The sequence below is a fragment of the Halobacillus sp. AWH4_228 genome (genome assembly GCF_056158365.1).
Window position 1 is genome coordinate 1,550,607 of sequence record NZ_JBSWTE010000001.1, and the last position, 24,445, is coordinate 1,575,051.

Annotated in this window: 23 protein-coding genes, 1 other RNA gene and 1 other annotated feature; of the genes, 21 read left to right on the plus strand and 3 right to left on the minus strand. The window is 47.7% G+C overall.

Annotated elements, in window-relative coordinates:
* Window positions 1-16 precede the first annotated feature (16 nt).
* On the minus strand, window positions 17-1,531 hold the full coding sequence (locus ACXADP_RS07655) for an SH3 domain-containing protein (RefSeq protein ID WP_474971201.1): 1,515 nt from the start codon (window positions 1,529-1,531) through the stop codon (window positions 17-19).
* A gap of 161 nt (window positions 1,532-1,692) precedes the next feature.
* Window positions 1,693-1,913 (plus strand) — a binding site (T-box leader).
* Between the two features lie 66 nt (window positions 1,914-1,979).
* Here ACXADP_RS07655 and hisS point away from each other — a divergent pair.
* From hisS to ssrS, 3 genes are all read left to right on the plus strand, one after another.
* Window positions 1,980-3,260 carry a histidine--tRNA ligase gene (gene hisS, locus ACXADP_RS07660; protein WP_474971202.1) on the plus strand — a complete coding sequence of 427 codons (1,281 nt, stop codon included), beginning with the start codon at window positions 1,980-1,982 and terminating at the stop codon, window positions 3,258-3,260.
* Window position 3,261: 1 nt separating this feature from the next.
* Complete coding sequence (aspS, locus tag ACXADP_RS07665) at window positions 3,262-5,043, plus strand: aspartate--tRNA ligase (protein ID WP_474971203.1); 1,782 nt, start codon at window positions 3,262-3,264, stop codon at window positions 5,041-5,043.
* Window positions 5,044-5,109: 66 nt separating this feature from the next.
* Window positions 5,110-5,302: non-coding RNA, 6S RNA (gene ssrS, locus ACXADP_RS07670), on the plus strand.
* A gap of 51 nt (window positions 5,303-5,353) precedes the next feature.
* Here ssrS and ACXADP_RS07675 read toward each other — a convergent pair.
* Window positions 5,354-6,013, minus strand: a complete 660-nt coding sequence (locus ACXADP_RS07675; RefSeq protein WP_474971204.1) for an RsfA family transcriptional regulator — start codon at window positions 6,011-6,013, stop codon at window positions 5,354-5,356.
* 83 nt (window positions 6,014-6,096) lie between these two features.
* A complete protein-coding gene (locus ACXADP_RS07680) occupies window positions 6,097-7,371 on the minus strand; it encodes a replication-associated recombination protein A (protein ID WP_027955300.1) in 1,275 nt (424 codons plus the stop codon).
* 118 nt (window positions 7,372-7,489) lie between these two features.
* Between ACXADP_RS07680 and ACXADP_RS07685 the strand changes: the two genes are divergently transcribed.
* The 18 genes from ACXADP_RS07685 to ACXADP_RS07770 all read left to right on the plus strand — a co-directional run bounded on the left by ACXADP_RS07685 (window position 7,490) and on the right by ACXADP_RS07770 (window position 24,445).
* On the plus strand, window positions 7,490-8,173 hold the full coding sequence (locus tag ACXADP_RS07685; protein WP_474971205.1) for a YczE/YyaS/YitT family protein: 684 nt from the start codon (window positions 7,490-7,492) through the stop codon (window positions 8,171-8,173).
* Window positions 8,127-8,546: a cysteine metabolism transcriptional regulator CymR gene (gene cymR, locus ACXADP_RS07690; RefSeq protein ID WP_027955302.1), complete on the plus strand. Its 420-nt coding sequence runs from the start codon at window positions 8,127-8,129 to the stop codon at window positions 8,544-8,546. The genes ACXADP_RS07685 and cymR overlap by 47 nt, the downstream gene beginning before the upstream one ends.
* 18 nt (window positions 8,547-8,564) lie before the next feature.
* Entirely contained in the window at window positions 8,565-9,704 is a 1,140-nt protein-coding gene (locus ACXADP_RS07695) for a cysteine desulfurase family protein (RefSeq protein ID WP_474971206.1), read from the plus strand.
* 20 nt (window positions 9,705-9,724) lie between these two features.
* Window positions 9,725-10,837, plus strand: coding sequence for a tRNA 2-thiouridine(34) synthase MnmA (gene mnmA, locus ACXADP_RS07700; RefSeq protein WP_474971207.1), 1,113 nt, complete (start codon window positions 9,725-9,727; stop codon window positions 10,835-10,837).
* A gap of 86 nt (window positions 10,838-10,923) precedes the next feature.
* Window positions 10,924-11,583 (plus strand): tetratricopeptide repeat protein, encoded by a 660-nt coding sequence (locus ACXADP_RS07705; RefSeq protein WP_474969069.1) that lies wholly within the window; start codon window positions 10,924-10,926, stop codon window positions 11,581-11,583.
* Window positions 11,584-11,604: 21 nt separating this feature from the next.
* Window positions 11,605-13,935: an SF1B family DNA helicase RecD2 gene (recD2, locus tag ACXADP_RS07710; protein WP_474971208.1), complete on the plus strand. Its 2,331-nt coding sequence runs from the start codon at window positions 11,605-11,607 to the stop codon at window positions 13,933-13,935.
* 13 nt (window positions 13,936-13,948) lie between these two features.
* Window positions 13,949-14,770: a sugar phosphate isomerase/epimerase family protein gene (locus tag ACXADP_RS07715; RefSeq protein WP_474971209.1), complete on the plus strand. Its 822-nt coding sequence runs from the start codon at window positions 13,949-13,951 to the stop codon at window positions 14,768-14,770.
* 48 nt (window positions 14,771-14,818) lie between these two features.
* The gene (locus ACXADP_RS07720) at window positions 14,819-14,995 is read left to right on the plus strand and encodes a hypothetical protein (protein WP_169516199.1); all 177 of its coding nucleotides are present in this window, start codon (window positions 14,819-14,821) and stop codon (window positions 14,993-14,995) included.
* A gap of 6 nt (window positions 14,996-15,001) precedes the next feature.
* Entirely contained in the window at window positions 15,002-16,069 is a 1,068-nt protein-coding gene (locus ACXADP_RS07725) for an AI-2E family transporter (RefSeq protein WP_474969065.1), read from the plus strand.
* Between the two features lie 333 nt (window positions 16,070-16,402).
* On the plus strand, window positions 16,403-19,039 hold the full coding sequence (alaS, locus tag ACXADP_RS07730) for an alanine--tRNA ligase (protein ID WP_474971210.1): 2,637 nt from the start codon (window positions 16,403-16,405) through the stop codon (window positions 19,037-19,039).
* Window positions 19,040-19,102: 63 nt separating this feature from the next.
* Window positions 19,103-19,375 carry an IreB family regulatory phosphoprotein gene (locus ACXADP_RS07735; RefSeq protein WP_027955310.1) on the plus strand — a complete coding sequence of 91 codons (273 nt, stop codon included), beginning with the start codon at window positions 19,103-19,105 and terminating at the stop codon, window positions 19,373-19,375.
* Complete coding sequence (ruvX, locus tag ACXADP_RS07740) at window positions 19,372-19,788, plus strand: Holliday junction resolvase RuvX (protein WP_474969063.1); 417 nt, start codon at window positions 19,372-19,374, stop codon at window positions 19,786-19,788. Before ACXADP_RS07735 ends, ruvX begins: the two co-directional genes overlap by 4 nt.
* Window positions 19,789-19,801: 13 nt before the next feature.
* The gene (locus ACXADP_RS07745; RefSeq protein WP_474969062.1) at window positions 19,802-20,086 is read left to right on the plus strand and encodes a DUF1292 domain-containing protein; all 285 of its coding nucleotides are present in this window, start codon (window positions 19,802-19,804) and stop codon (window positions 20,084-20,086) included.
* A gap of 188 nt (window positions 20,087-20,274) precedes the next feature.
* On the plus strand, window positions 20,275-21,399 hold the full coding sequence (gene mltG / locus ACXADP_RS07750; protein ID WP_474969061.1) for an endolytic transglycosylase MltG: 1,125 nt from the start codon (window positions 20,275-20,277) through the stop codon (window positions 21,397-21,399).
* Window positions 21,400-21,647: 248 nt separating this feature from the next.
* Window positions 21,648-22,289: an O-methyltransferase gene (locus tag ACXADP_RS07755; protein WP_474969060.1), complete on the plus strand. Its 642-nt coding sequence runs from the start codon at window positions 21,648-21,650 to the stop codon at window positions 22,287-22,289.
* 34 nt (window positions 22,290-22,323) lie between these two features.
* Entirely contained in the window at window positions 22,324-22,977 is a 654-nt protein-coding gene (gene udk, locus ACXADP_RS07760) for a uridine kinase (protein ID WP_474969059.1), read from the plus strand.
* 162 nt (window positions 22,978-23,139) lie between these two features.
* Window positions 23,140-23,616, plus strand: coding sequence for a transcription elongation factor GreA (gene greA, locus ACXADP_RS07765; protein ID WP_027955316.1), 477 nt, complete (start codon window positions 23,140-23,142; stop codon window positions 23,614-23,616).
* Between the two features lie 157 nt (window positions 23,617-23,773).
* Window positions 23,774-24,445 carry a YrrS family protein gene (locus ACXADP_RS07770; protein WP_474969058.1) on the plus strand — a complete coding sequence of 224 codons (672 nt, stop codon included), beginning with the start codon at window positions 23,774-23,776 and terminating at the stop codon, window positions 24,443-24,445.

Below are 24,445 nucleotides of genomic sequence, written 5' to 3' on the forward strand. Positions count from 1 at the left end.
TTGTTATAAGTCCGGCTTATTTAAAATATTGAATAAGTCCCTGGACAACCCCCTGGCTGACTTTCTGCTGGTAGGAGGATGTACGTACGGTCTGCTCTTCACGGGCATCTGAAATGAAGCCAAGCTCCAATAGTGCAGATGGTTTCTGGTTCTCGCGGATCACATGGAAGTTGCCGTATTTAATTCCGCGGTCTCTCAATCCCGTTTTTTGGACCATGCCTGCCTGAAGTGCTGAGGCAAGTTTTTTGTCTTTGGAATGATAATAGTACGTATTCAATCCGGTTGCTGAAATATACAAAGGAGCACTATTGTAGTGAAGACTGATGAATGCGTCGGCACTGGAAGCGTTGGAATAGTAAGTTCTCGCTGATAGAGCGACATATTCATTACTGCTTCTTGTCATCAGGACGTCCGCGCCGGCCTGCTCCAGTTGCTTCTTCAAAATAAGAGCGGTACTCAATGTCAAATCACTTTCGTAACTCCCGGCTCTTCCTACGGCGCCGGAATCACGCCCGCCGTGACCGGGGTCAAGCATGATCGTTTTTCCTTTCAAAGATCCTGAAGAATAATTGGTGTGCTGGGCACCTTTTGTTGTTTCTGTAACAATCCATCCGGCAACATAGGCTGTACTGCCGTTGAATTTGATCTTATACCAGCGTCCTTCTTCTGCTATGACATCAAATTGATCGCCCTTATGAGCCTGTCCTACAACTTTATATCCTGTCGATGGACCACTGCGGATATTGGTGTAGTTGTAGTCCAGAGTGACGGCTGCATCCGCGGCTGTCGTCCCTGAGGAGCTGTTTCCGCTCACAGGATCGACGAGCCAGCCGGCCACCCAGCCTGTCCGGCCGTTCCCCCACTTGATCTGGTACCAGCGATCCTTTTCGTTTATGTATTCATAAACCTCGCCTTTTTTAATCTGCGTCAGGATGGTCCCTTTTGTTGAATTTTGACTGCGGACATTCAGGACCGGTGTGTCCACTTCAATTTTTCCAATAACTGATTGACTGCCGGAACTTTCATTGGATGATGAGTTCCCGGATGAAGACGTGGATGATTTTTTCTGGGCAAGATAATCCCCATGCACCCAGCCTTTGATGCTGCCGTGCTGGATATACACCCATTTACCGCTGGATTTCTGCGGAGTTACGACATCATTCTTCATCAAGTACCCTTTGATTTTTCCGTCCAGTCCCGCCGAAGAGCGGATCCTTAAGTAATCATACTTGGAATAGTACGTACCGGAAGCCTGTGAGGTTTCCTTCTTTACAGTGGTGAGCCATTCAGCCACCCACCCGGTTTTTCCATTCCAGTTGATTTTCAGCCAGTTGTTCTGCTGCTTGACGATGGTGTACGTTTCGTTGGCATGCACCTGGCCGATCCGGTTGTAGCTTGTGTCAGGACCTGTTCTTACGTTCAGGTAATCCACCTGAATGACGGCTTGATCCGCATGCACCGTCCTGCTTTCAGCTTCCAGCATGCTGAAAGCTGCTAATAAAAAGACAATAAGAAAAAGTCCTTTTTTCAATATTTTCCCACCTCCTGTTTCTATAAGCTCCTTTCACTATTCGACAAAAGGCTCTTCTATCCTTCAAAGTTTGTGAATTTTTTTCATACTTTTATCGAAGCATCAACTTGACATAAGTGGAAAGGAGAATATATGATAGAAATCAATTCTAACATGAAACGAAAAAACCGTTGAGGGAAAAAGTAATCAGCACCCATGCGGACAGAGAGGGAATACCATAGGCTGAAAGTATCCCCCCGTCACGTGCAGGCGAAAGACATTCCTTAGGTTCTATGTCGAAATCCTTAGAGTAGGCATAGACGTACACAGGCGTTAACTGTTTTGAGCGGGAGCTGCAGGAAGCTCCAATCAGGGTGGCAACGCGGTTAAATCCGTCCCTTTTCTGTAACAGGAAAAGGGACGGATTTTTTTGTGGGAAAAAATGGTTGAAATGACAGGAGGAATTTTAATGACGATCAATGCACCGAGAGGTACGCAGGACATCCTGCCGGGTACATCAGAAAAATGGCAGTACGTAGAGCAGAAGCTGGTGGATTTGTGCCGCCGCTTTAATTATAAAGAAATCAGAACCCCGATTTTTGAACACACAGAATTGTTTCAGCGGGGAGTAGGCGACAGCACAGATATCGTACAAAAGGAAATGTACACCTTTGAAGACCGTGGGGGGCGCAGTATTACCCTTCGTCCGGAAGGCACCGCCTCTGTAGTCCGTGCTTACGTCCAGAACAAAATATACGGCCTGCCGAACCAGCCGTCCAAATACTTCTACTTGGGGCCGATGTTCCGGTATGAGCGTCCGCAGCAGGGAAGAATGCGCCAGTTCGTTCAGTTCGGCATTGAAGCACTCGGAAGCGACGATCCGGCGATCGATGCAGAAGTACTGTCCCTTGCTTTGAATTCCTACAGGGAACTCGGCCTCTCCTCCTTGAAGCTGGTATTGAACAGTCTTGGGGATGCAGAAAGCCGTGAAGCTCACCGGGCGGCGCTTGTCCGTCACTTCGACCCGCATCGTGAAGAGCTTTGTTCCGATTGTCAGGTACGCCTTGATCAAAATCCGCTGCGTGTGCTGGATTGTAAAAAAGACAAGGATCACCCGGCCATGGAAACGGCTCCTTCCATCCTGGAATACTTAAATGATTATTCTAAAGATTATTTTGAGAAAGTGAAAAGTTACCTGGATGCGATGGGTATTGAATATGTCATTGACCCGAATCTTGTACGCGGTCTTGATTATTACAATCACACCGCTTTTGAAATCATGAGTGAAGCAGAAGGCTTCGGTGCGATTACGACATTAAGCGGAGGCGGCCGTTACACAGGGCTTGTCCAGGAAGTCGGAGGCCCGGAAACGTCCGGCATCGGTTTTGCAATGAGCATTGAACGCCTTCTGATGGCTCTGGAGGCTGAAGGTGTTGAGCTGCCTGTCGATGAGGACCTGGACTGTTATGTCGTAGCTCTTGGCGACGAAGCACAGGTCGAAGCGGTCCGTCTTGCCGATGCCATGCGTCTGGCCGGCCTTCAAGTCGACAAGGATTATCTGGGTAAGAAAATGAAAGCCCAGTTCAAGTCGGCGGATCGGTTGAATGCGAAATACGTACTCGTGCTGGGAGAACAGGAACTCGAAAACGGGGTCATCAATGTGAAGGAAATGGCCACAGGTGAACAGAAGGAAATCGAACTTGGTTCGGTGATTGAATATATGAAAGAACAGATGGCAGGAGGAAAGTAAGATGACACGAACTCAAAGCGGAACAATCCGCAAAGAACATCTAGAACAGGAAGTTACTTTAAAAGGCTGGGTGCAGAAGCGTCGGGATCTGGGCGGTTTAATTTTCATTGATCTGCGCGATCGTTCCGGACTGGTACAGGTGGTATTCAACCCTGAAACATCCGCAGAAGCTCTCAAGACAGCGGAAGACGTAAGAAGTGAGTATGTCCTGGAAGTCAAGGGGCATGTGGTTGCACGTGATCCTAAGACGGTCAATGCGAATCTTGGAACTGGGGAAATTGAAGTCGCTGCTCAGGAAGTGACGATCCTTAACAAGGCTAAAACTCCCCCATTCATGATCGAAGAGCAGTCCGAGGTTTCTGAGGACCTCCGCTTGAAATACCGTTATCTTGATCTTAGAAGAAAAGAAATGCAGGAAACGTTCAAAATGCGTCACCAGACGACCCAGTCCATCCGCAGCTTCCTTAACGAAGAGGAGTTTCTGGATATGGAAACGCCGATGCTTACGAAGAGCACGCCGGAAGGGGCCCGTGACTACCTTGTTCCGAGCCGTGTACATGAGGGTGAGTTTTATGCGCTGCCGCAGTCCCCTCAGTTATTTAAACAGCTGCTGATGATTTCAGGTTTTGAAAAATATTATCAAATTGCACGCTGTTTCCGTGATGAAGACCTTCGTGCCGACCGTCAGCCCGAATTCACTCAAGTGGATATTGAAACATCCTTTATGACTAAAGAGGATATCATGGCCATGACAGAGCGTATGATGAAGCGCGTCATGAAAGAAGTCAAAGGACTTGATATTGAGACGCCGTTCGTACGTATGCCCTACACAGAAGCGATGGAAAGATTTGGTTCAGACAAACCGGACACCCGGTTCGGACTTGAACTGGTCAATCTTTCAGACGTTGTGAAAGATTCCGGATTCAAAGTCTTCCATAGTGCAGTAGCATCCGGAGGACAGGTCAGCGCCATCAATGTGAAGGCACAGGCGGATGCCTTTTCCAGAAAAGATATTGATAAGCTGACCGAAGACGTCAAAGTGTACGGAGCGAAAGGACTGGCATGGCTGAAAGTGAAGGACGGGGAATTCAACGGTCCAATTGCTAAATTCTTCGCCGAAGAAGAAGCCGGGGCCATCCGTGAGAAGCTTCAGGCTGAAGACGGGGATCTGCTTCTGTTCGTTGCAGATAAAACAGATGTTGTCTGGGACAGCCTCGGTGCGCTGCGTCAAAAGCTAGCCCGCCGTCTTGATCTGATTGATGAAACAAAATTCAATTTCCTATGGGTGACGGACTGGCCGCTATTTGAATATGACGAAGAAGCCGGCCGCTATTTCGCAGCTCACCACCCGTTTACGATGCCTGCCGGCGGGGATCTGGAGGAATTGAAAAAGAACCCTCGTGATGTGATGGCAGAAGCATATGACATCGTGCTTAACGGATATGAGCTTGGTGGAGGCTCCCTTCGTATTTATGAAAAAGAAATGCAGAATGAAATGTTTGATGTGCTTGGATTCAGCAGGGAAGAAGCGGAAGAGCAATTCGGCTTCCTGCTTGAAGCTTTGGAATATGGGACGCCTCCACATGGGGGAATTGCCTTTGGTCTTGACCGTCTTGTCATGCTTCTTGCCGGACGGACAAACTTGAGGGATACCATTCTGTTCCCTAAAACGGCCTCTGCGTCCGATCTATTGACGGAAGCTCCCGGCGCGGTCAGTGAAGCTCAGCTGGATGAACTTCATCTTCAACTGAAGCCGTCGGAAACATTAAAGTCTGACCAGTAAATTTTCATCTTCATTCTTGATAAGCTCATGTAAATATGCTAAGATGAATTTACAAAATTAAAGAAACCAATCCTGATGTGTACGTTGTTCGAATGTACGTTTTGACCGAACATTTTTGATACGGGAGCCTGGTGTTTCCACATGGAATGCACGCCTCATAACCATCACTGATGGGAGGACGCAAGAAATGTGGAACAGGGCACCCACCTGCCTGGAGCGGGTTCAAAACTCATGATGCAACGGCACGATTGGGATTGGTTTTTTTATGCACAAAGAGGAGCTCTCTGAATAGAGAGCTCCTCTTTTGTATTTATCTGGCGATATTTTCGAGATTCCCGTTCTTTTCCATGCGGAACTGCGGCTTGTACTCCTGTTCAGATTCATCGAACATAACCATTTTTCTGGCTCTGTCCATAATTTGAATCAAGGCCTGATAATCTTCTGTCACGGATTCCAGCTTTCTATGAAGCTGCGTGTTCTGCTCGGAAAGGGATTGATTTTCCTTCTCCAATTCATCGAGGCGGGCCTGAACATCCGTCTGACCGGAAGATTCCTGCTGAAGCTCCTTAAGGAATTGAATGACTTCGTTCAAGCCGATCTCTTCCTGGAGAGCCATCGAAGGAGGAGCGGGTTCTGTCGTTTCCTGATCTGGAAGTCTGAAATCTTCCGGATCAGGAGAAGGCGGGTAATAAGCGGCCGGCTGAGGTTTCTGATACGCCTGCTGTTCTTTGGCCTCTTTCCTTTTCTTTTCCTTGCGCTGTTTTTTAGCCAGTTCAACCGCCTGTTCATACTTCTGGCGGACTTCAGCATTCCAGCGGAACCCGCAGGCTGCAGACGTCCGGTTCAACAGATCACCGACCTCATCGAAAGCTTTCAGTTGTGTACTGCCTTCTCTGATGTGCCTCAGCACTGTTTCCGCTAAAAGTAAATCATCTTCATGAGACCAGGCATCCTGCCTTACTTTAGGCATCTTCATCACTCCTAAATCTAATTGAAAAGGTAATAGTTTGTCAGATTTAGTAGTAGTGTAGCCAACATAAGGCAGGAATATACTCAGGTGGTCCGCTGTTTATTAATCCTGCTGTATACCTGCTCCAGAGCCTGTTCAAATTTTCCGGTTTTTTTCGGTTCATAATACCGCTTATTTTTCAATGTATCCGGCAGATACTGCTGATCGACCCAGGCATTGTCATAGTTATGTGGATATTGATATCCAATTCCACGTCCCAGTGCCTCTGCCCCTTTATAATGCGCATCCTTTAAATGAGCGGGAACATCGCCGCTTTTTCCTTTACGGATATCAGATAACGCGGCGTCCAGTGCTTTATAAGCGCTGTTGGACTTTGGTGACAGGGCGAGTTCTGTGACGGTTACCGATAAAGGGATCCGCGCCTCCGGAAAACCGATCCGTTCCGCTGCTTCGACGGCTGCGAGTGCTCTTGGGCCTGCCTGTGGATTGGCCAGACCGATGTCCTCATAAGCGATAACAACGAGTCTTCTGGCGATGCTGTCCAGGTCACCTGCTTCGATTAAACGGCCGAGATAATGCAGGGATGCGTTGACATCGCTGCCCCGGATTGATTTTTGAAAGGCTGACAAAACATCGTAATGAGCATCTCCATTCTTATCGTGGGAAAAGCTTTTTTTCTGCATACATTCCTCGGCGGCTTCAAGATCAATGGAAATGGTTCCGTTGTTCTCCGGTGTGGAGAAGGCGGCGAGTTCCAAGCCGTTCATAGCTGAGCGTAGGTCTCCGTTTGAAGCCCCTGCCAGATGATCGAGTGCGTCGTCGCTGATTTCAATCGATAAATGCCCGAGCCCTTTCCCGTCGTCTTCTACCGCACGGGTAAGGGCCTGTTTAATTTCATCCATCGTCAATTTCTGGAGTTCGAAGAGGTGACAGCGGCTGCGTATGGCCGGGTTGATGGAATGGTAAGGGTTGCTTGTTGTACAACCGATCAAGGTGATCCGGTTATTTTCCAGATGGGGAAGCAGAAAATCCTGCTTCGCCTTATCCAGGCGGTGCACTTCATCAAGGATAAGGACGAGCCGGCCGTGCATTTTTGCCTCCTCGACAGCAGCCTCCATATCTTTTTTCTTATCTGTAACAGCGTTCAACATTTTAAAAGGAATACGTAGACTCTTGGCTAAGGCCGTTGCCATCGATGTTTTACCTGTCCCGGGCGGTCCGAACAGGATCATCGAAGCCAGGCGGCCGGCCTTGACCATTCGGTTGATCGTTTTTCCCTCATCAACGAGGTGGGACTGCCCGATGATTTCATGAATATCTTCCGGACGCATCCGGTAGGCAAGAGGTTGCTGACTCATGGTTCATTCTCCTTTAAGGGGTGATAAATGTAAGCGTAGAATGATTGCACATAAAATGCAAGGGACTTGCCATCCATGCTATAATAGCGTTTGGTATAATAGAGAGAGGAGGATGGCCGTGCAATTGACCACGAATAAAAAGCATGCCCTGTGGCTTCGCTGGAGCTTTTTTTGTATGGGATTGATCATCCTCGGAATGGGCATTTCAATGACTATGCAGGTCAAGGGCTTCGGGATCGGTCCATGGGACGTGTTTCACTACGGCCTTTTCCTGCAGCTGGGTCTGACAGTTGGGACATGGTCCATTATCGCCGGTCTTTTCATTGTCGTTGTAAGTTCTGTACTTCAGAAAAGATGGCCGCAGATCGGGACCATCTTAAATATGGTTTTTATAGGTGTATTTATTGATTTCTTTAATTGGCTGCTGCCCGAACCTCACATGTTATGGATGCAGCTTCTTGTATTTGTGTCAGGAATCTTTGTCACTGCTCTTGGTATCGGAATCTATGTGGCTCCTGAAATTGGAGCAGGTCCGAGAGACAGTCTGATGCTGTTGATTACTGAGAAAACCGGATGGAAGGTATCGAATGTCCGGAATGGAATAGAAATCATCATTGCTGTATTTGGTTTTCTTCTGGGTGGCCCTGTTGGAGCAGGGACTGTATTCATTGCTTTATTCCTGGGTACATTTGTAGGATACACACTGCCTCATGCAAAAAGATGGCTGCAGTTTTTAATAATGAAGGGTGAACTATATGAAGATATCTACGAAAGGCCGTTACGGGCTGACCATTATGATTGAACTGGCAAGAAAGTTCGGGGACGGTCCGATTTCCCTGAAACAGATTGCCAGGGATAATGATTTGTCCGAGCACTATCTGGAGCAGCTGATTGCTCCACTAAGGAATGCCAGCTTGGTGAAAAGTGTCCGCGGAGCTTACGGTGGCTACATGCTGACCAAAGCCCCGCACGAAATTACTGCCGGGGATGTCATCCGTGTCCTTGAGGGACCGATCACTCCTGTGGAAGGCATAGAAAATGAGGAGCCTGCCAAACAGGCCTTATGGAAAAGAGTACGGGATGCCGTCAAAGATGTGCTGGATACGACAACCCTGGAAGACTTAAAAGATCATGTAGACGACCAGACGCAGGACGCCTACATGTTTTACATTTGATTCATGGGAGGGAACTCTATGAAATCCATTTATTTGGATCATGCAGCGACGACACCTGTCCATCCAGACGTGGTGGAGGCGATGGTGCCTGTCTATCAGGATACGTTCGGGAATCCTTCCAGTGTTCATCAGTTTGGAAGGAAAGCAAGAAGCATCCTGGACAAGGCGCGTCGTAAAGCGGCATCCAGTCTGAATGCGGATGAAAAGGAAATTGTGTTTACAAGCGGCGGTACGGAGGCGGATAATCTGGCTGTCATCGGAACGGCCCGCGCCAATAAAGCTAAGGGAAGTCATATCATTACCACTTCGATTGAACATCATGCTACATTACATGCAGTCGAATTTTTAGAAACAGAAGGTTTTGATGTGACCTACCTCCCTGTTGATGAAAACGGCCTCGTACAACTCGAGGACATCAAACAGGCATTAAGGGAGGATACCATCCTCGTTTCAATCATGATGGTCAACAATGAAACAGGGGCTGTCCAGCCGATTGCAGAGACAGCAGAATTGTTAAAAGACCATCAGGCTTACTTTCACTCCGATATCGTACAGGCCTACGGGTTGATGGAGATGGATGTGAAGGAACTCGGTGTAGATCTTCTTGCTGTGTCCGGTCATAAAATCAACGGACCTAAAGGCGTCGGCTTCCTTTATGTGAAGGAGGGTACCGTTCTTTCCTCCCAGCAGTACGGAGGAGAGCAGGAGCGGAAACGCCGGGCGGGTACAGAAAATGTGCCGGCGGTTCGGGGGCTTCAGGCGGCGATTGAAGTGATGGAAGCCAATCGTTCGACGTATCAGGAAAAGTATCTTCATTATAAAAGAAGCTTTATCCAGACATTGAAGGATCAAGAAGTAGCGTTTGAAGTGAACGGAAAGGAAGAAACAACAGCGGCTTCCATTGTGAACATCAGTTTTACAGGAATGAACGTGGAAACGCTGCTTACGAATTTCGACCTGTCCGGGATTGCTGCATCGAGTGGAAGTGCCTGCACAGCAGGTTCTGTAGAGCCTTCCCACGTGCTGACAGCTATGTTCGGAACCGGTCATCCGAAAACGACAAATTCGATTCGCTTCAGTTTTGGTTTGGCTAATAATGAGGATGACGTGATAGAAGCGGCTGAGAAGATCAGCCAGATCATCAAGCGTCTCGCTTGATTTAAGGAAGGTGAAAGATAATGAAAGAACCGAAAGACACGCGCGTCGTCGTCGGTATGAGTGGAGGAGTGGACTCTTCCGTGGCGGCCTTGATGCTCAAAGAGCAGGGGTATGACGTTGTGGGTATTTTTATGAAAAACTGGGATGATACAGATGAGAACGGCGTCTGTACAGCAACAGAGGATTACGAGGATGTGATCCGTGTCTGTAACCAGCTGGACATCCCGTATTATGCCGTGAATTTTGAGAAACAATACTGGGATAAAGTATTTACTTACTTCCTTGATGAATATAAAAAAGGCCGGACTCCGAACCCGGACGTCATGTGTAATAAAGAAATCAAGTTCAAAGCGTTTATGGATCACGCCATGTCGCTTGGGGCCGATTACCTGGCTACCGGCCATTACGCGCAGGTCCGTGAAAATGATGGACAGTATGAAATGCTGCGCGGGAAAGATAACAACAAAGACCAAACCTACTTCCTGAATCAGCTGTCCCAGGATGTATTGTCTAAAGTCATGTTCCCGCTCGGGCACCTCGATAAGAAAGAAGTGCGTGCCATCGCCGAGGAAAATGATCTGGCAACAGCCAAGAAGAAAGATTCCACCGGCATCTGCTTCATCGGGGAGCGGAACTTCAAAGAGTTCTTAAGTGAATTTCTCCCTGCACAGCCGGGACGTATGGAAACCTTGGATGGAGAAGTGAAAGGCCAGCATGACGGTCTGATGTACTATACGCTTGGACAGCGCCAAGGGCTTGGAATCGGCGGCGCCGGTGATCCATGGTTCGTCGTTGGGAAGAATGTAGAAGCTAACATTCTTTACGTCGGACAAGGCTTCCACCATGATGCGCTCTACTCTGATGGTCTGATGGCTTCAGAAGCGAACTGGACGAGTGGAAAAGCACCGGAAGCTCCGTTCGAGTGTACAGCAAAATTCCGTTACCGCCAGGATGACAGCCGTGTGACCGTGCATCCGGCCGGAAATGGTAACTGGAAAGTGGAATTCCACGAACCAGAGCGTGCAATCACTCCTGGTCAGGCCGTCGTTTTCTATGATGGGGATGTCTGCCTTGGTGGTGCCACCATTGACACAGTATTGAAAGAGGATACAGCCCTCAATTATGTAGGATAATAAAAAAAGTCATGTCCATCTTGGGAGGGGCATGACTTTTTTATGGAATTCGTATTAAAATGAACGTTGGAAAAGGAGTGGATAACATGGATAAATTGAAACAGGGGATCCAGGAAATGCAGAACCACAATTATGAAGAGGCAGCGAGGCTTTTCACAGAAGCCATCGATGAAAATCCGAAAGAGCCGGTCGGGTATATCAACTTCGGAAACCTCTTGATGCATATGAACGATAATGAAAGGGCCGTGCGCTTCTTCAACCGAGCCATTGAAATCGATGAAACGGCAGCCACCGCTTATTATGGTCTTGGCAATGCTTACTATGAGCAGGAAAAATATACGAAAGCGCAGGAGCAGTTCCTTCTTGCTGTGAAAAACGGTCTGGAGGAAGCCGATGTTCACTTTATGCTCGGCATGACCTTCATTCATCAGGAGTATGTCAAACTGGCTCTGCCTTACCTTTTACGGGCAGCTGAACTGGCTCCGGAAGACGTGGATGTTCAGTTCCAGTATGGGCTGTGTCTCGCACAGAACGGACAGATCGATGCGTCTGAAAAGGTGATGAATCATGTGCTACAATTGGAGGAACAGCATAGTGATGCCCATTATAACCTGGGCGTAGCGGCGCTTCATAAGGAAGATGCCCATAAAGCCCTGGATCATTTCCGACAGGCACTGGAGATCAATCCCGAGCACATGCTCGCCGCTCATGCGAAAAGCCAGGTGGAACAGGCGTTAAACGAGTAAGAACGAAGGAGAACGATGGATATGACTCAACAATCCTTTTTTAGCGAAATGAATGAAGAAGAACGTCCCTATGTCAAAGGGGAGCTCAATCGGATGATTTTTCACAACGAGTCGGAGCATTTTTCCATCGCCTCTATCAACGTGAAGGAGACGAATGAGGCCTTTGAAGAAAAAACGCTCGTCATCAAAGGGCATTTCTCACCGTTGGAAGAAGGGGAGACCTATATCTTCCACGGATCATTCACAGATCATAAGAAATTCGGGAAGCAGTATGTAGTGGAAATGTATAACCGGGTGCTTCCTGAAACAAAGGACGGCCTCATCTTATATCTTTCCAGTGACCTGTTTCACGGGATTGGTAAAAAAACCGCCGAACGGGTGGTAGAGACCCTTGGTGAAACAGCGGTCAGCCGTATTCTCGAGGACAGGGGAGTGCTGGATCAAGTTCCGAAACTGCCGAAGGAACGGGCGGATCAGCTTTATGAGGCTTTGAAAGAGCATCAGGGATTTGAGCACGTCATGATTCATTTGTCCCAGTACGGTTTCGGTTTGAAGCTTTCTCAGAAAATCTATGAAGCGTTCAAGGATCGGACGCTTTCCATTATTGAAGAGGATCCCTATCAGCTCGTCTTTCACGTAGAAGGATTCGGTTTCCACCGGGCGGACGAGATGGCACGGATGCAGAACCTCTCCTACGACCACCCCACGAGAATAAGGGCCGGGTGTCTGTATGTGATGCAGAAAAGCATGAGTGCCGGCCACGTCTATCTTCCAACGGAGGAATGTCTTGTCCAGGTGGAGAGCCTGTTGAACCATGGGTCTGACACAGCCATCACTTTCGATCAGCTGTCTGAGCAGATCATCCACCTTGGCGGAGATAAGTTCATCTACATCGAAGATGACCGTCTCTATCTTCCTTCTCTTTATTTTGCAGAGAACGGCTTCCGCGGTCACATCGAGCGGATCATGGAGGAAGAGGTTGAAGTCACACACACGCAGGCGGACTTGATGAAGATCATCGGTGATCTGGAAGAGGAAGAGGCGATGAGCTACGGGGAAGATCAGTTCAATGCCATCGAAAAAGCTCTTACCTCCAAGTTGATGATTCTTACCGGCGGGCCGGGAACGGGAAAAACCACTGTAATTAAAGGAATTATCCATACGTATGCTTCCTTGAACGAGGAAACGGTGGACCCGGAGGATTACAACGGGGATAAGACTTTTCCGTTCATTCTTGCTGCCCCGACAGGACGGGCGGCTAAACGGATGACCGAATCGACGGGACTGCCGGCGAGTACGATTCACCGCCTCCTTGGATGGGATGGTCACGACTCCTTTGAACGGAACAGAAACAATCCATTGGAAGGAAAGCTGTTGATCGTGGATGAATTTTCAATGGTGGACATCTGGCTGGCCAACCAGCTTTTCCGTGCCATTCCCAACGACATGCAGGTCCTTCTCGTAGGAGATGAAGATCAGCTGCCTTCTGTCGGTCCCGGACAGGTGCTCGCAGATTTACTGGCTTCTGAGCAGGTGCCTTCTTCCAAACTGACCGAAGTGTACAGACAGAAGGAAGGGTCCAAAATCATCCAGCTGGCCCATGAGATTAAAAATGATGCGTGCACCCAGGCGTCGCTTCAAAAAGAACATGATTTCAACTTTATCCCGGCCAAAGAACACCAGCTGGCCGACCTTGTAACGAACATTGTAAAAAAAGCCATGGATAAAGGCATCGATGCGAAGGAGCTCCAGGTGCTCGCCCCGATGTACCGGACCGATGTCGGGATCCATAAGCTCAATGAAACGATCCAGAAGACAGTGAACCCGCAAAAGAAGCAGAAGCGTGATTTAAAGCATTTTGAAGTGACTTACCGTAAAGGGGATAAGGTGATCCAACTTGTCAACCAGCCGGATGATGGTGTCTACAACGGCGATATCGGGGAAGTAGCGGCCATTTTCCGCGAGGAGGAAAACGTAGATGGTGTCGAACAGGTTGTCGTAGATTTTGACGGGAAGGAAGTTGTGTATCCTAAGAAGGAATTGAACAGCATTATGCATGCCTACTGTACGTCGATTCATAAGTCGCAGGGCAGTGAGTTTTCCATCGTTATTCTTCCCGTCGTGAGGAGCTACCGGCGGATGCTGCGTAAAAATCTGCTCTACACGGCGATTACAAGATCCAAACAGTCCCTGATCATCTGCGGGGACAAAGACGCCTTTTTAGATGGAGTCCGGACGACCGATACGAATACGCGGTATACAAGACTTAAAGACAAGCTGCAGGAACAGAGCACACCTGAGATCCAGCCCGAAGAGGAAGAAGAGCAGCTGTCTCCTTATGACTTTATGTAGGAAGGGGATTGCATTGAATCATAGATTAGGACTGTCAGGAAGTACGATATTATCCGATCCGGATCAGCTTTCTTTTTTATTTGAACGAGGCCTGGACCATGTCGAAATTGGTGAATTCCCGGATGAAGCCTCCTATCAGACGTTCAGGCAGATGACCGACGATCATCACCTCGAAAGCTTCGGCATCCACTCCCCTTTAATCAGGGGAAGGAGCAAGTACGACTTGATTGAACATGTCGCTGTGGACCCGGAGCAGGCCAGGGAGGCATTTGAGCAGGAAGTCGCCCGCCTTGCTGCGCACGGGGCGGCCTATGTGCTTGTTCATTTTCCCTATTTTGCGGGAACCTCAACCAGCCCTTCTCAAAAAATCGAAGAAGGGTTGAAATTTTTACATAGATTGAAAGAAACCTATGCTCTGCCAATTGTCTGTGAGCCCAAGCTCGGCCGGAACCGTTCAGGTAAAGGGATGGAATACCTGTGGCGGTTTCCTGTTGAACTGTGGAAGCGTTATGATCTGGATATCTGTGTCGATCTTGGAGACTACCGGATGGCGGCAGGGGAGAATTGGCGCGCGTATGTGGAGCCTCTCCTGCCTTTTACGTCTGTCGTACACCTTCACAATGTCTGTTATATCGAAGACAAGTATTTCTGGATTCCGCTTCATCCGGACAAAGGGAAATGGAATGGGGCGTATGACATGGAGCCAATGCTGCAGATGCTTGGTGAAGGCAGGGGGAAATACTTCATATTCGAACATACGCCGCACGTGAATCCAACACCCGAAGAAGTGGACGAAGGAATCCGCTGGGTGAAGGACGTGCTCGGCGGGGTATGAATTTCCGTGATGAGGACATACTGAAGGGTAAAAAAAGGAGTATGTCCTATGCGGTGCCCGAATTGTAACAATAAAAACCTGGGAAAAATCGGTAGTGAACAGTATTACTGTTGGAACTGCTGTCTGGAGCTTTCAGTCGAGGATGGGAAAATCAATATCAACCAGATCGAAGAGGATGGCAGTCTCAGTTCTCTGAATGATATCTTTTACCAACAGGGATCCTGATGTTTCATGGGTGAGCGTTCTTCCAAGTGGCTCAAACGATTAACCATCTTCTTTATTACCTTGTTGTCCCTGCTGCTTCTGGCCTGGCTTTTTCCTTATTATGAGCAGGGGCTGGCAGTGATCGGGAAGGTTCTTCTCCCTTTTGCTGCGGCCCTCGTGCTTTCGCTCCTGCTTCATCCACTGGTCCATGGACTTGAGGAAACCGGTGTTCCCCGGCCTATAGCCATTCTGGTCATCTTTCTGGCTTTTTTTACGTTGGCGAGCTATGGACTTTATAAAGGGATCCCGAGGCTGCTGGATCAATTGAAGCTTTTGAATGAGCATCTTCCAGCTCTTGTGGAATCGTATCAAGGCTGGACGAAGGAGTGGTATGCCCAGACCGAGCGGCTGCCGGACGGGATTCATAAAAAACTGGATCAGCGTTTTGAAGCTTTTGAAGGATGGATCAGTCAAAAAGTGATGACGGTTTTTACCGGAATCAGCGGTCTTTTCAATATGATTCTGCTGCTTGCTGTTATTCCTGTGATGACCTTCTATTTTTTGAAGGATTACAAAATGATCGGACGGTATTTACTCACCTTGCTTCCGCGAACGTGGCACAGGGAAGCCGGGCGTCTGGCTGTACAGCTGAATCACTCGCTTGGCGGCTACATCCGGGGGCAGCTGCTCATCAGTCTTGTTGTCGGTGTGCTGGCAGCTATTGGTTTTTGGCTGATCGATCTTCCTTATCCGCTCGTTCTCGGATTGATTGCGGGCCTCACCAATATCATCCCGTATTTCGGTCCGATCCTCGGGGCTGTTCCTGCTGTTGTGGTCGCTGTAACCGTGTCGGTGAACAGCCTGCTCCTTACCCTTCTCGTTGTCATCCTGATTCAAGTGATTGAAGGGAACCTATTATCACCCTACATTATGGGCCGGAGTATCCACACCCACCCTTTGTTCATCATCTTCGCCCTTCTACTGGGAGGGGAGATCGCAGGGATTCCCGGATTGATTCTGGCTGTGCCGGTTTTGACGTGTCTGAAGGTGATTATCGATGAAGTACGGGCTGGAAGGCTCCATATTGACAGATGAAGTACACTTCCCTATAATTACGCTTAGCGTAGACTTTTTGAACGAAGAAAACGATGAAGGAAACGAGTAGGTGCTTTATTCATGGACAGAGAGGCGTGTTCCCGGCTGTAAAACACGCTGCATGATCGTGCTGAACGCTATTCCTGAGTGCGGTTAACCCCCGCCGTAGTTATGCCGCGTTACAGGCATTCCAAGCTGACAGGTGCAGAACCTGTAACCAGGGTGGTACCGCGGAAAAACTCCCGTCCCTGCCGATGAAGGCAGAGGCGGGAGTTTTTATTTTTCTTCGTTCGTTACGGTCTCTCTATATATACTTAAGGAGGCAGCTTTATTATGAGAAATTTGACATCTGCTGACGTGCGTCAAATGTTTCTGGACTTTTTCAAAGAAAAAGGTCACAGCGTAGAACCCAGCGCATCACTCGTTCCCCACGAAGATCCGACGCTGTTATGGATCAACAGTGGTGTAGCGACATTGAAAAAATACTTCGATGGCCGCGTGATTCCGGATAACCCGAGAATTGTCAATGCCCAGAAATCCATCCGTACCAACGATATTGAAAATGTCGGCTTTACCGCCCGTCACCATACGTTTTTCGAAATGCTTGGTAATTTTTCCATCGGCGATTATTTCAAGAAAGAAGCGATGGCATGGGCCTGGGAATTCCTGACGAGTGACCAATGGATCGGCTTTGATCCTGAGAAGCTCTCGGTAACTGTTCACCCCGAAGATGACGAGGCGTTCCAAATCTGGAGAGACAGCATCGGACTTCCAGAAGAGCGTATCATCCGCATTGAAGAAAACTTCTGGGATATCGGCGAAGGCCCGAGTGGACCCAACACGGAAATTTTCTATGACCGCGGGGAAGCGTTCGGCAGTGACGCCGGTGATCCTGAATTGTATCCAGGCGGTGAGAATGAGCGTTACCTGGAAATCTGGAACCTTGTATTCTCCCAGTTTAACCACAATCCGGATGATACCTACACGCCGCTTCCGAAGAAAAACATTGATACAGGGATGGGGCTTGAGCGGATCGTCTGTGTGATCCAGGAAACAGAGACGAACTTTGAAACAGACTTGTTCAAACCGATTATCGAAGCGACAGAGACAATGACCTCACACAAATACGGCGGCAGCGTCGAAGGAGATTCTTCCTTCAAGGTCATCGCGGACCATATGAGAACCGTCACGTTTGCTGTCAGCGATGGGGCTCTGCCTTCAAACGAAGGACGCGGCTATGTTCTCCGCCGGCTGCTGCGTCGTGCGGTGCGATTTGCTAAACAGATCGGTATTGATAAGCCGTTCATGTATAAGCTTGTACCTGAAGTTTCCAATATCATGGTCGATTTCTATCCAGAAGTGAAGAAGAAAGAAGCCTTCATTCAGAACGTGATCCAGACAGAGGAAGAACGTTTCCACGAAACACTGAATGATGGTCTTCAAATTCTTTCCACCATCATGAAAGAGGAAACGGAAAAAGGAAGCACTGTCTTCCCTGGAACGGAAGTGTTCCGTCTGTATGATACGTACGGATTCCCGAAAGAACTGACAGAAGAGTATGTAGCTGAAGCAGGCTTTACCATTGATGAAGCCGGCTTTAAGGAAGAGATGGAGAAACAGCGGCAACGTGCCCGCAGTGCCCGCCAGAAAACCGATTCCATGCAGGTCCAGGACGGTGTGCTTGGTGAGGTCCATGTAGACAGTACTTTTGTCGGGTATGATCAGCTTACGATTCCTTCCACGTTGGTGGAATTAATTAAAGACAAAGGTTTCGCCGAGAAAGCGGAGGAAGGCGACACCGTTTATCTTTTCTTGTCTGAAACACCATTCTACGCTGAAAGCGGCGGACAGATGGCCGATAAAGGCTGGATTAAAACAGATCACGGTGTGCTTGAAGTGACGAATGTCCAAAAAGCTCCGAACGGACAGCACATGCATGAAGCGTTCGTGAAGGAAGGAACGATTGAAAAAGGGGCACAGGTCACAGCAGAAGTCGACCAGGGAAGCCGTTCGTTCATTGTGAAAAACCATACGGCCACCCACCTGCTGCATCAGGCCCTGAAAGATGTTCTTGGTGAGCATGTGAACCAGGCAGGCTCTCTTGTCGCTCCAGATCGTCTGCGTTTTGATTTCTCTCACTTTGGAGCGGTAACCAATGAGGAAATGGAAAAAATCGAAGCGATCGTCAACGAAAAAGTGTGGCAGTCCATCCCGGTTTCCATTGAAATCAACTCCATTGAGGAAGCTAAAGCCAAAGGAGCGATGGCGCTCTTTGGTGAAAAGTATGGCGAGACGGTCCGAGTCGTTCAAGTAGGCGACTACAGCCTGGAGCTCTGCGGAGGCTGTCACGTGCTGAATACAGCGGAAATCGGCTTGTTCAAGATTGTATCTGAATCAGGAATCGGGGCAGGGACACGCAGGATTGAAGCGGTCACGGCTAAAGATGCGTATCTTTATATGAATCAGAAAGCTTCTGTCCTGAAGCAGGCCGGAGCTCTATTGAAAACATCTCCTGAACAGGTGCCGGAACGCATTGAAACCCTTTATAAAGAAATGAAGGATCTTCAGAAGGAGAATGACTCCCTGGGCGCGAAGCTGTCCAATATGGAGGCAGCCAGCATTCTCGATGAAGTAGAGCAGGTGAATGGCGTAAATGTGCTTGCGAAACAGGTGGATGTAAAAGATATGAACGCATTGAGAACCATGGTGGATGATTTGAAACAGAAAATCGATTCAGGGATTATTCTACTGGCTGCTCCAAATGGAGAAAAAGTTCAGTTGATTGCCGGGGTTTCCAAGGATTTGGTCGAAGAAGGCTATCATGCCGGCAAATTGATCAAAGAAGCCGCCACTCTGTGCGGCGGCGGAGGAGGCGGTCGTCCGGATATGGCTCAGGCCGGAGGAAAAGACGCTTCCAAGATTCCGGACGCGCTGCAGTACGCCAAAGAGTATGCCGGTCAAAACTCTTAGTTTTTCCTGAACGAGATTTAGGTATATAATGGAGTAAATACATTTATGTGCGAGGTGACCGAAATGAGTTCAATGGATAAAACAATGCGTTTTAATTTTTCAGAAGAACCCTTCGATCAGGATGTCCAGTCTGTACTGCTTTCTGTTTACGGGGCGCTGCAGGAGAAGGGGTACAATCCGATCAACCAGATTGTCGGCTATCTGCTTTCCGGTGATCCTGCCTACATTCCCCGTCATCAGGATGCGAGAAATTTAATCCGTAAGATTGAACGTGATGAACTGATCGAGGAACTGGTCAAATTTTACATTAATGAGAATAAAGAGGGCAGTAAATGAAAAAAATAGGTTTGGATGTAGGCGAAAAAACGATAGGCATTGCCATCTCGGATGCCTTAGGCTGGACAGCCCAGGGCCTTAAAACACTTCACTGGGATGAACAGGACTATTCTACAGCGCGGGAAGAGCTGAAACAGATCATTGACGATCATCAGATTACGGAAGCCGTTGTCGGCTTTCCGAAAAATATGAACGGCACGGTCGGCCCGCGCGGAGAAGCCAGCCAGGTTTTCGCCTCCTGGTTGGAACAGGAATTTCAGCTCACTTCCCATCTATGGGATGAGCGGTTAACGACGATGGCAGCAGAACGCGTGCTGCTTGATGCTGATATGAGCCGGAAAAAAAGAAAGAAAGTCATTGATAAAATGGCAGCGGTCATGATTTTGCAGAGCTATTTAGATTCAAAACAATGAGGAGGATGTCTGTATGGCATTAGAAAAAGAAGAGCGCATTATTATCCCTGATGAAAATGGGGAAGAGCATTTATTTGAAGTCTTGTTCACTTTTGATGTGGAAAAGACCGGCCATTCCTATATCGCCGTTATTCCAGCTGAACAAAAGGATGGCGAGGAAGTGGAAGTCTTTGCTTTCCGTTTTGAAGAAAAAGGCAACGAGGAAGACGATCTTGCTCTTTATCAGATCGAATCAGATGATGAGTGGGAAATGGTTGAGGAAATGCTCAACACGCTGACAGATGAAAATCTGACATAATGCATGAAACGATAAAGCTGCCGGGAGCTCCCGGCAGCTTTTTTGTATGGGGACGATTGTTTTTGTATACCCTTGAGAAGAAGAACTATGTCACTGGCGTTCTTCGAATATTGTTGAAAATTCCGGGAATATGTAGAAAGATTCTCTCTACTTATAGTATAATGTACCGGATGAAAGGAGGAAGTCCGTTGTCTAATTCTGACTTTAAATCCCAATACCAAAAGAAATTGAAAAATAGAATAGAAGAAGCCGGCAAAGTGAGAAAAATTGTCGCCATCATTCTTACGGTTTTCACACTTGTGATTCTCATCGTAGGAATATCCGGGTACCTTTATGTGAAATCCGCACTCGAACCTGTCGATCCAGGAAATGATAAGCAGGTGGATGTGGAAATCCCGCTCGGTTCCTCTACTTCCAATATCGCTTCCATCCTTGAAGAGAACGATATCATCAAAAATGATATGATTTTCCGCTTCTATACAAAATTCAAAAATGAATCCGGTTTTCAAGCTGGAGACTATCAGTTCACATCCTCCATGACATTGGATGAGGTGATTGAATCTTTGAAATCCGGGAAACTGGTGAAGGATCCCGCTCTTACTGTAACTGTGCCGGAAGGACAGAATATAGAGCAGATTGCAGCTATTTACGCAGAAGAATTCTCCTTTACTGCTGAAGAATTCATGGACAAAATCAATGATGTCTCTTATGTGGAAACGCTGATGGAAGACTACCCTCAGCTGCTGACTGAGGATATCCTTGATGAGGATATCCGTTATCCACTGGAAGGATACTTATTTGCAGCCACCTATCCGATGTATGTCGAGGATCCAAGCATTGATCAAATCGTGAGGAAAATGCTGGACCAGACAACGAAAGTAGTCGCTCCCTACTATAGTCAAATCGAAGAACTGGATGATATAGAAAATGTCCACGATTTAGTGACCATGGCCTCCCTGTTGGAAAATGAAGCACGGACCGCAGAGAGCCGCCGGAAAATATCCGGTGTTTTTTATAACAGGCTGGAAGAAGATATGATGCTGCAGACCGATCCTACGGTCCTATATGCGAAAGGCGAGCATCAGGAAAAGGTCTACTACAAGGATCTGGAGATTGAGTCACCTTACAACACGTATCATGTGAAGGGTCTGCCTGTCGGACCGATTTCCAACTTCAATCAAAACTCCCTTCAGGCAGCTGTGGAACCTGTAGAGCATAATCATTTGTACTTCCTTGCAGACAGTGAGGGGGAAATTCATTATGCTGATACGCTGAAAGAGCATAATGAGCTGAAAGAAAAATACATCAATTAAATGACTGCGCATTACCTGTGCAAATGCAGTTTAGAACGGGACATTCTTTCATGAGTGTCCCGTTCCTTTTATAGGAAAACATAGAAGCATCCTTCCTTGCTATCCGTAATCCCCCCTTTAACGAGAGGGTTCTGAAGTTTCTGTAAACGAACGCAGCTCTAAAGAACAATGGCGTTACCAGAGAGATTTGTGTTAAAATAATGGGGTTGTAAAAATGATGTAAATTTGATGTGAAGGGATGAAGCAGGATGGAGCAGGAGAATTACCTACAATCGTTGCTCTCGAAGCCTTCCAAATCATTTCAAGATATGGAGTCGTTCGCTGAAGAACATAAGATACCGATTATGGAGCCGTTGGGAATGAACTTCCTTATGCAGCTGATCCGTATGCAGAAGCCGGAGCGGATTCTGGAAATCGGGACAGCCATCGGCTATTCAGCCCTGTGTATGCTGGAGGCCTATCCTGCAGCCCGTATTACGACCGTTGAAAGAGATGAATGGCGCTATAAGGAAGCCTTGAAAAATATAGAAAACATAGAGGCCGGGGACCGTGTTTCTGTCATCTTTGGGGATGCGCTGGAAACAGGGGACCAAGCACGTGAAGAAGGCCCGTATGATGTGCTGTTCATTGATGCAGCCAAAGGGAAGTATGAGGAATTTTTCCACTTATATGCCCCGATGCTGAAGGATGACGGCGTCATCATTACGGATAACGTTCTATTTAAAGGCTATGTTGCTGATGACCGGGAAGCCAGTCCACGGATGGCGAAAATAGCGGGTAAAATCCGTAAGTTCAACGAATGGCTTGTCAAACACCCGGATTATGATACAACGATTGTGCCCATCGGGGACGGCGTTGCCATTACAAAGAAGAAAAGCAGTCACAGCTGACTCACGGATGGGATGAAAGGAGAACCACGTAACTATGAACGATAAACCGGTAGTCATTGGTGTAGCAGGTGGTACAGGTTCTGGGAAAACGAGTGTTACCAGATCCATTATCCAGCGCTTCACGGATAAAACTTTATTGATGATCGAACAGGATTATTATTATAAGGATCAAAGCGATGTCCCTTTTGAGGAGAGACTTGAAACGAACTATGATCATCCTCTTGCTTTTGATAATGACCTGTTGATGGAACATCTCCAACAGCTGATCGACCAGAAATCCGTTGAAAAGCCGGTGTATGATTATAAAATGCATACCCGTTCGGATGAGACGATCCACGTGGAGCCGAAGGAAGTCATCATTGTTGAAGGGATCCTTGTTTTGGAGGATGAGCGCCTCCGTGATATGATGGATATTAAAGTGTTTGTCGACACAGATGCTGATGTTCGGATTATCCGCCGCATGATGAGAGACATTAATGAGCGGGGACGCACCCTGGATTCGGTGATTGAGCAGTATATTAATGTCGTCCGCCCGATGCATCTTCAATTTGTAGAACCTACGAAAAGGTATGCGGACATCATCATTCCAGAAGGTGGACAGAACCACGTGGCTATTGATCTGATGGCTTCGAAAATCCAGACGGTTCTCTATGAAAAGGGTTTACTGATAGACGAAGAAAATAGTTGAAATACTGGCAAAAATCTGGCATAGTTTTCAATAGTAGTTCTAAAACTTTATGTCCTCGGGTAAAGTATAGTAAATCTCTACAATGAGCGTACAGATGTACTGCTCATTTCCTATATTAAGGACATCTCATTTTTTCTTGTACTAAAGGAGTGTAGACGGACCATGGCAGAAGAAAAAAGTTATTATATGACAGAAGAAGGAAAACAGAAGCTCGAAGATGAGCTTCATCACCTGAAAACAGAGCGCCGTAAAGAAGTGGTGGAACGGATTAAGATTGCCCGCGGCTTCGGCGACCTTTCCGAGAACTCGGAGTATGATGCAGCGAAGGACGAGCAGGCCTTTGTTGAAGCGCGTATCACACAGGTGGAAAATATGATCCGCAATGCCGTTATTATTGAGAATGACAATCAGAATCCTGACACGGTAACAATGGGTAAATCCGTAACCTTCAAGGAACTTCCTGATGGAGATGAGGAAACGTATACCATTGTCGGCAGTGCAGAAGCTGATCCTTTCGAAGGGAAAATCTCCAACGATTCTCCGATGGCCCAGAGCCTGATCGGGCACGTTGTCGGTGATAAAGTGAAAGTAGCCACACCAGGTGGAGAGATTGACGTTCAAATTATTACGGTGGAATAGAACGAAAGACAGGGGATGCCCCTGTCTTTTTCTTCATCTATATTTATAGACCAAAGGGGAGCTGTTATTCCCCGGGAAATAGAGAGGACCTTGGATGGATTGGTCATAACAGCCGGATATTGTATAATGTACGGCGTATTCAAAGGAGGAAATGAACATGGCAGATAAGCATACATCCGAGTCCCGTACCGGGCGTTTTGAGAAAAAGCGTCAATGGACCAAACGACTTCCGTGGCTTGCTGGAGCGGCCGGGATATTTGCAGTGCTGTTGATTTCTTTGATGTTATTTAGCGGAGATGATCAGACCGGACAAGCTCAGAATCCGGAGGAAGAACAGCAGGTGGACACTACAAAGGATGGCACCCAGGAGGAACAAGAGAAAGAAACTGAAAAAGAACCTGAGGAAGAAGCCGATCCTGACAAAACAAGCGTATCCCTGGAAGGATTTGAAGAACTGGAGCCGATTAAGGAAGAGGAAGGCCTGCAGATAGAAGAAAGCGACGACCCTAACGTAGAAAGTGTCGTAACTAAGGACTGGCCGGTTATTCCGACAGAGATGGATACGAACGGCAGTCACAGCATTTCGTACATTAAGGGTACACAGGACTACAAAGAGCTTCAGGAAGCTGTCAGAAGCGCTGTGAACCTTTCTGAGGACAATATTATTTATTGGTGGATTGGAAACGATGGCGGCCCGCAAAAAGCTGTAGCCACCGTTTCTGATAAAAGTAAGACCGGATATCTTCGTGTGCATGTCCAATGGGTGGACAACGAAGGATACAAACCGGTGAAACTGGAAGTACTAAACGAAAAAGTCGTGGAAAGATAG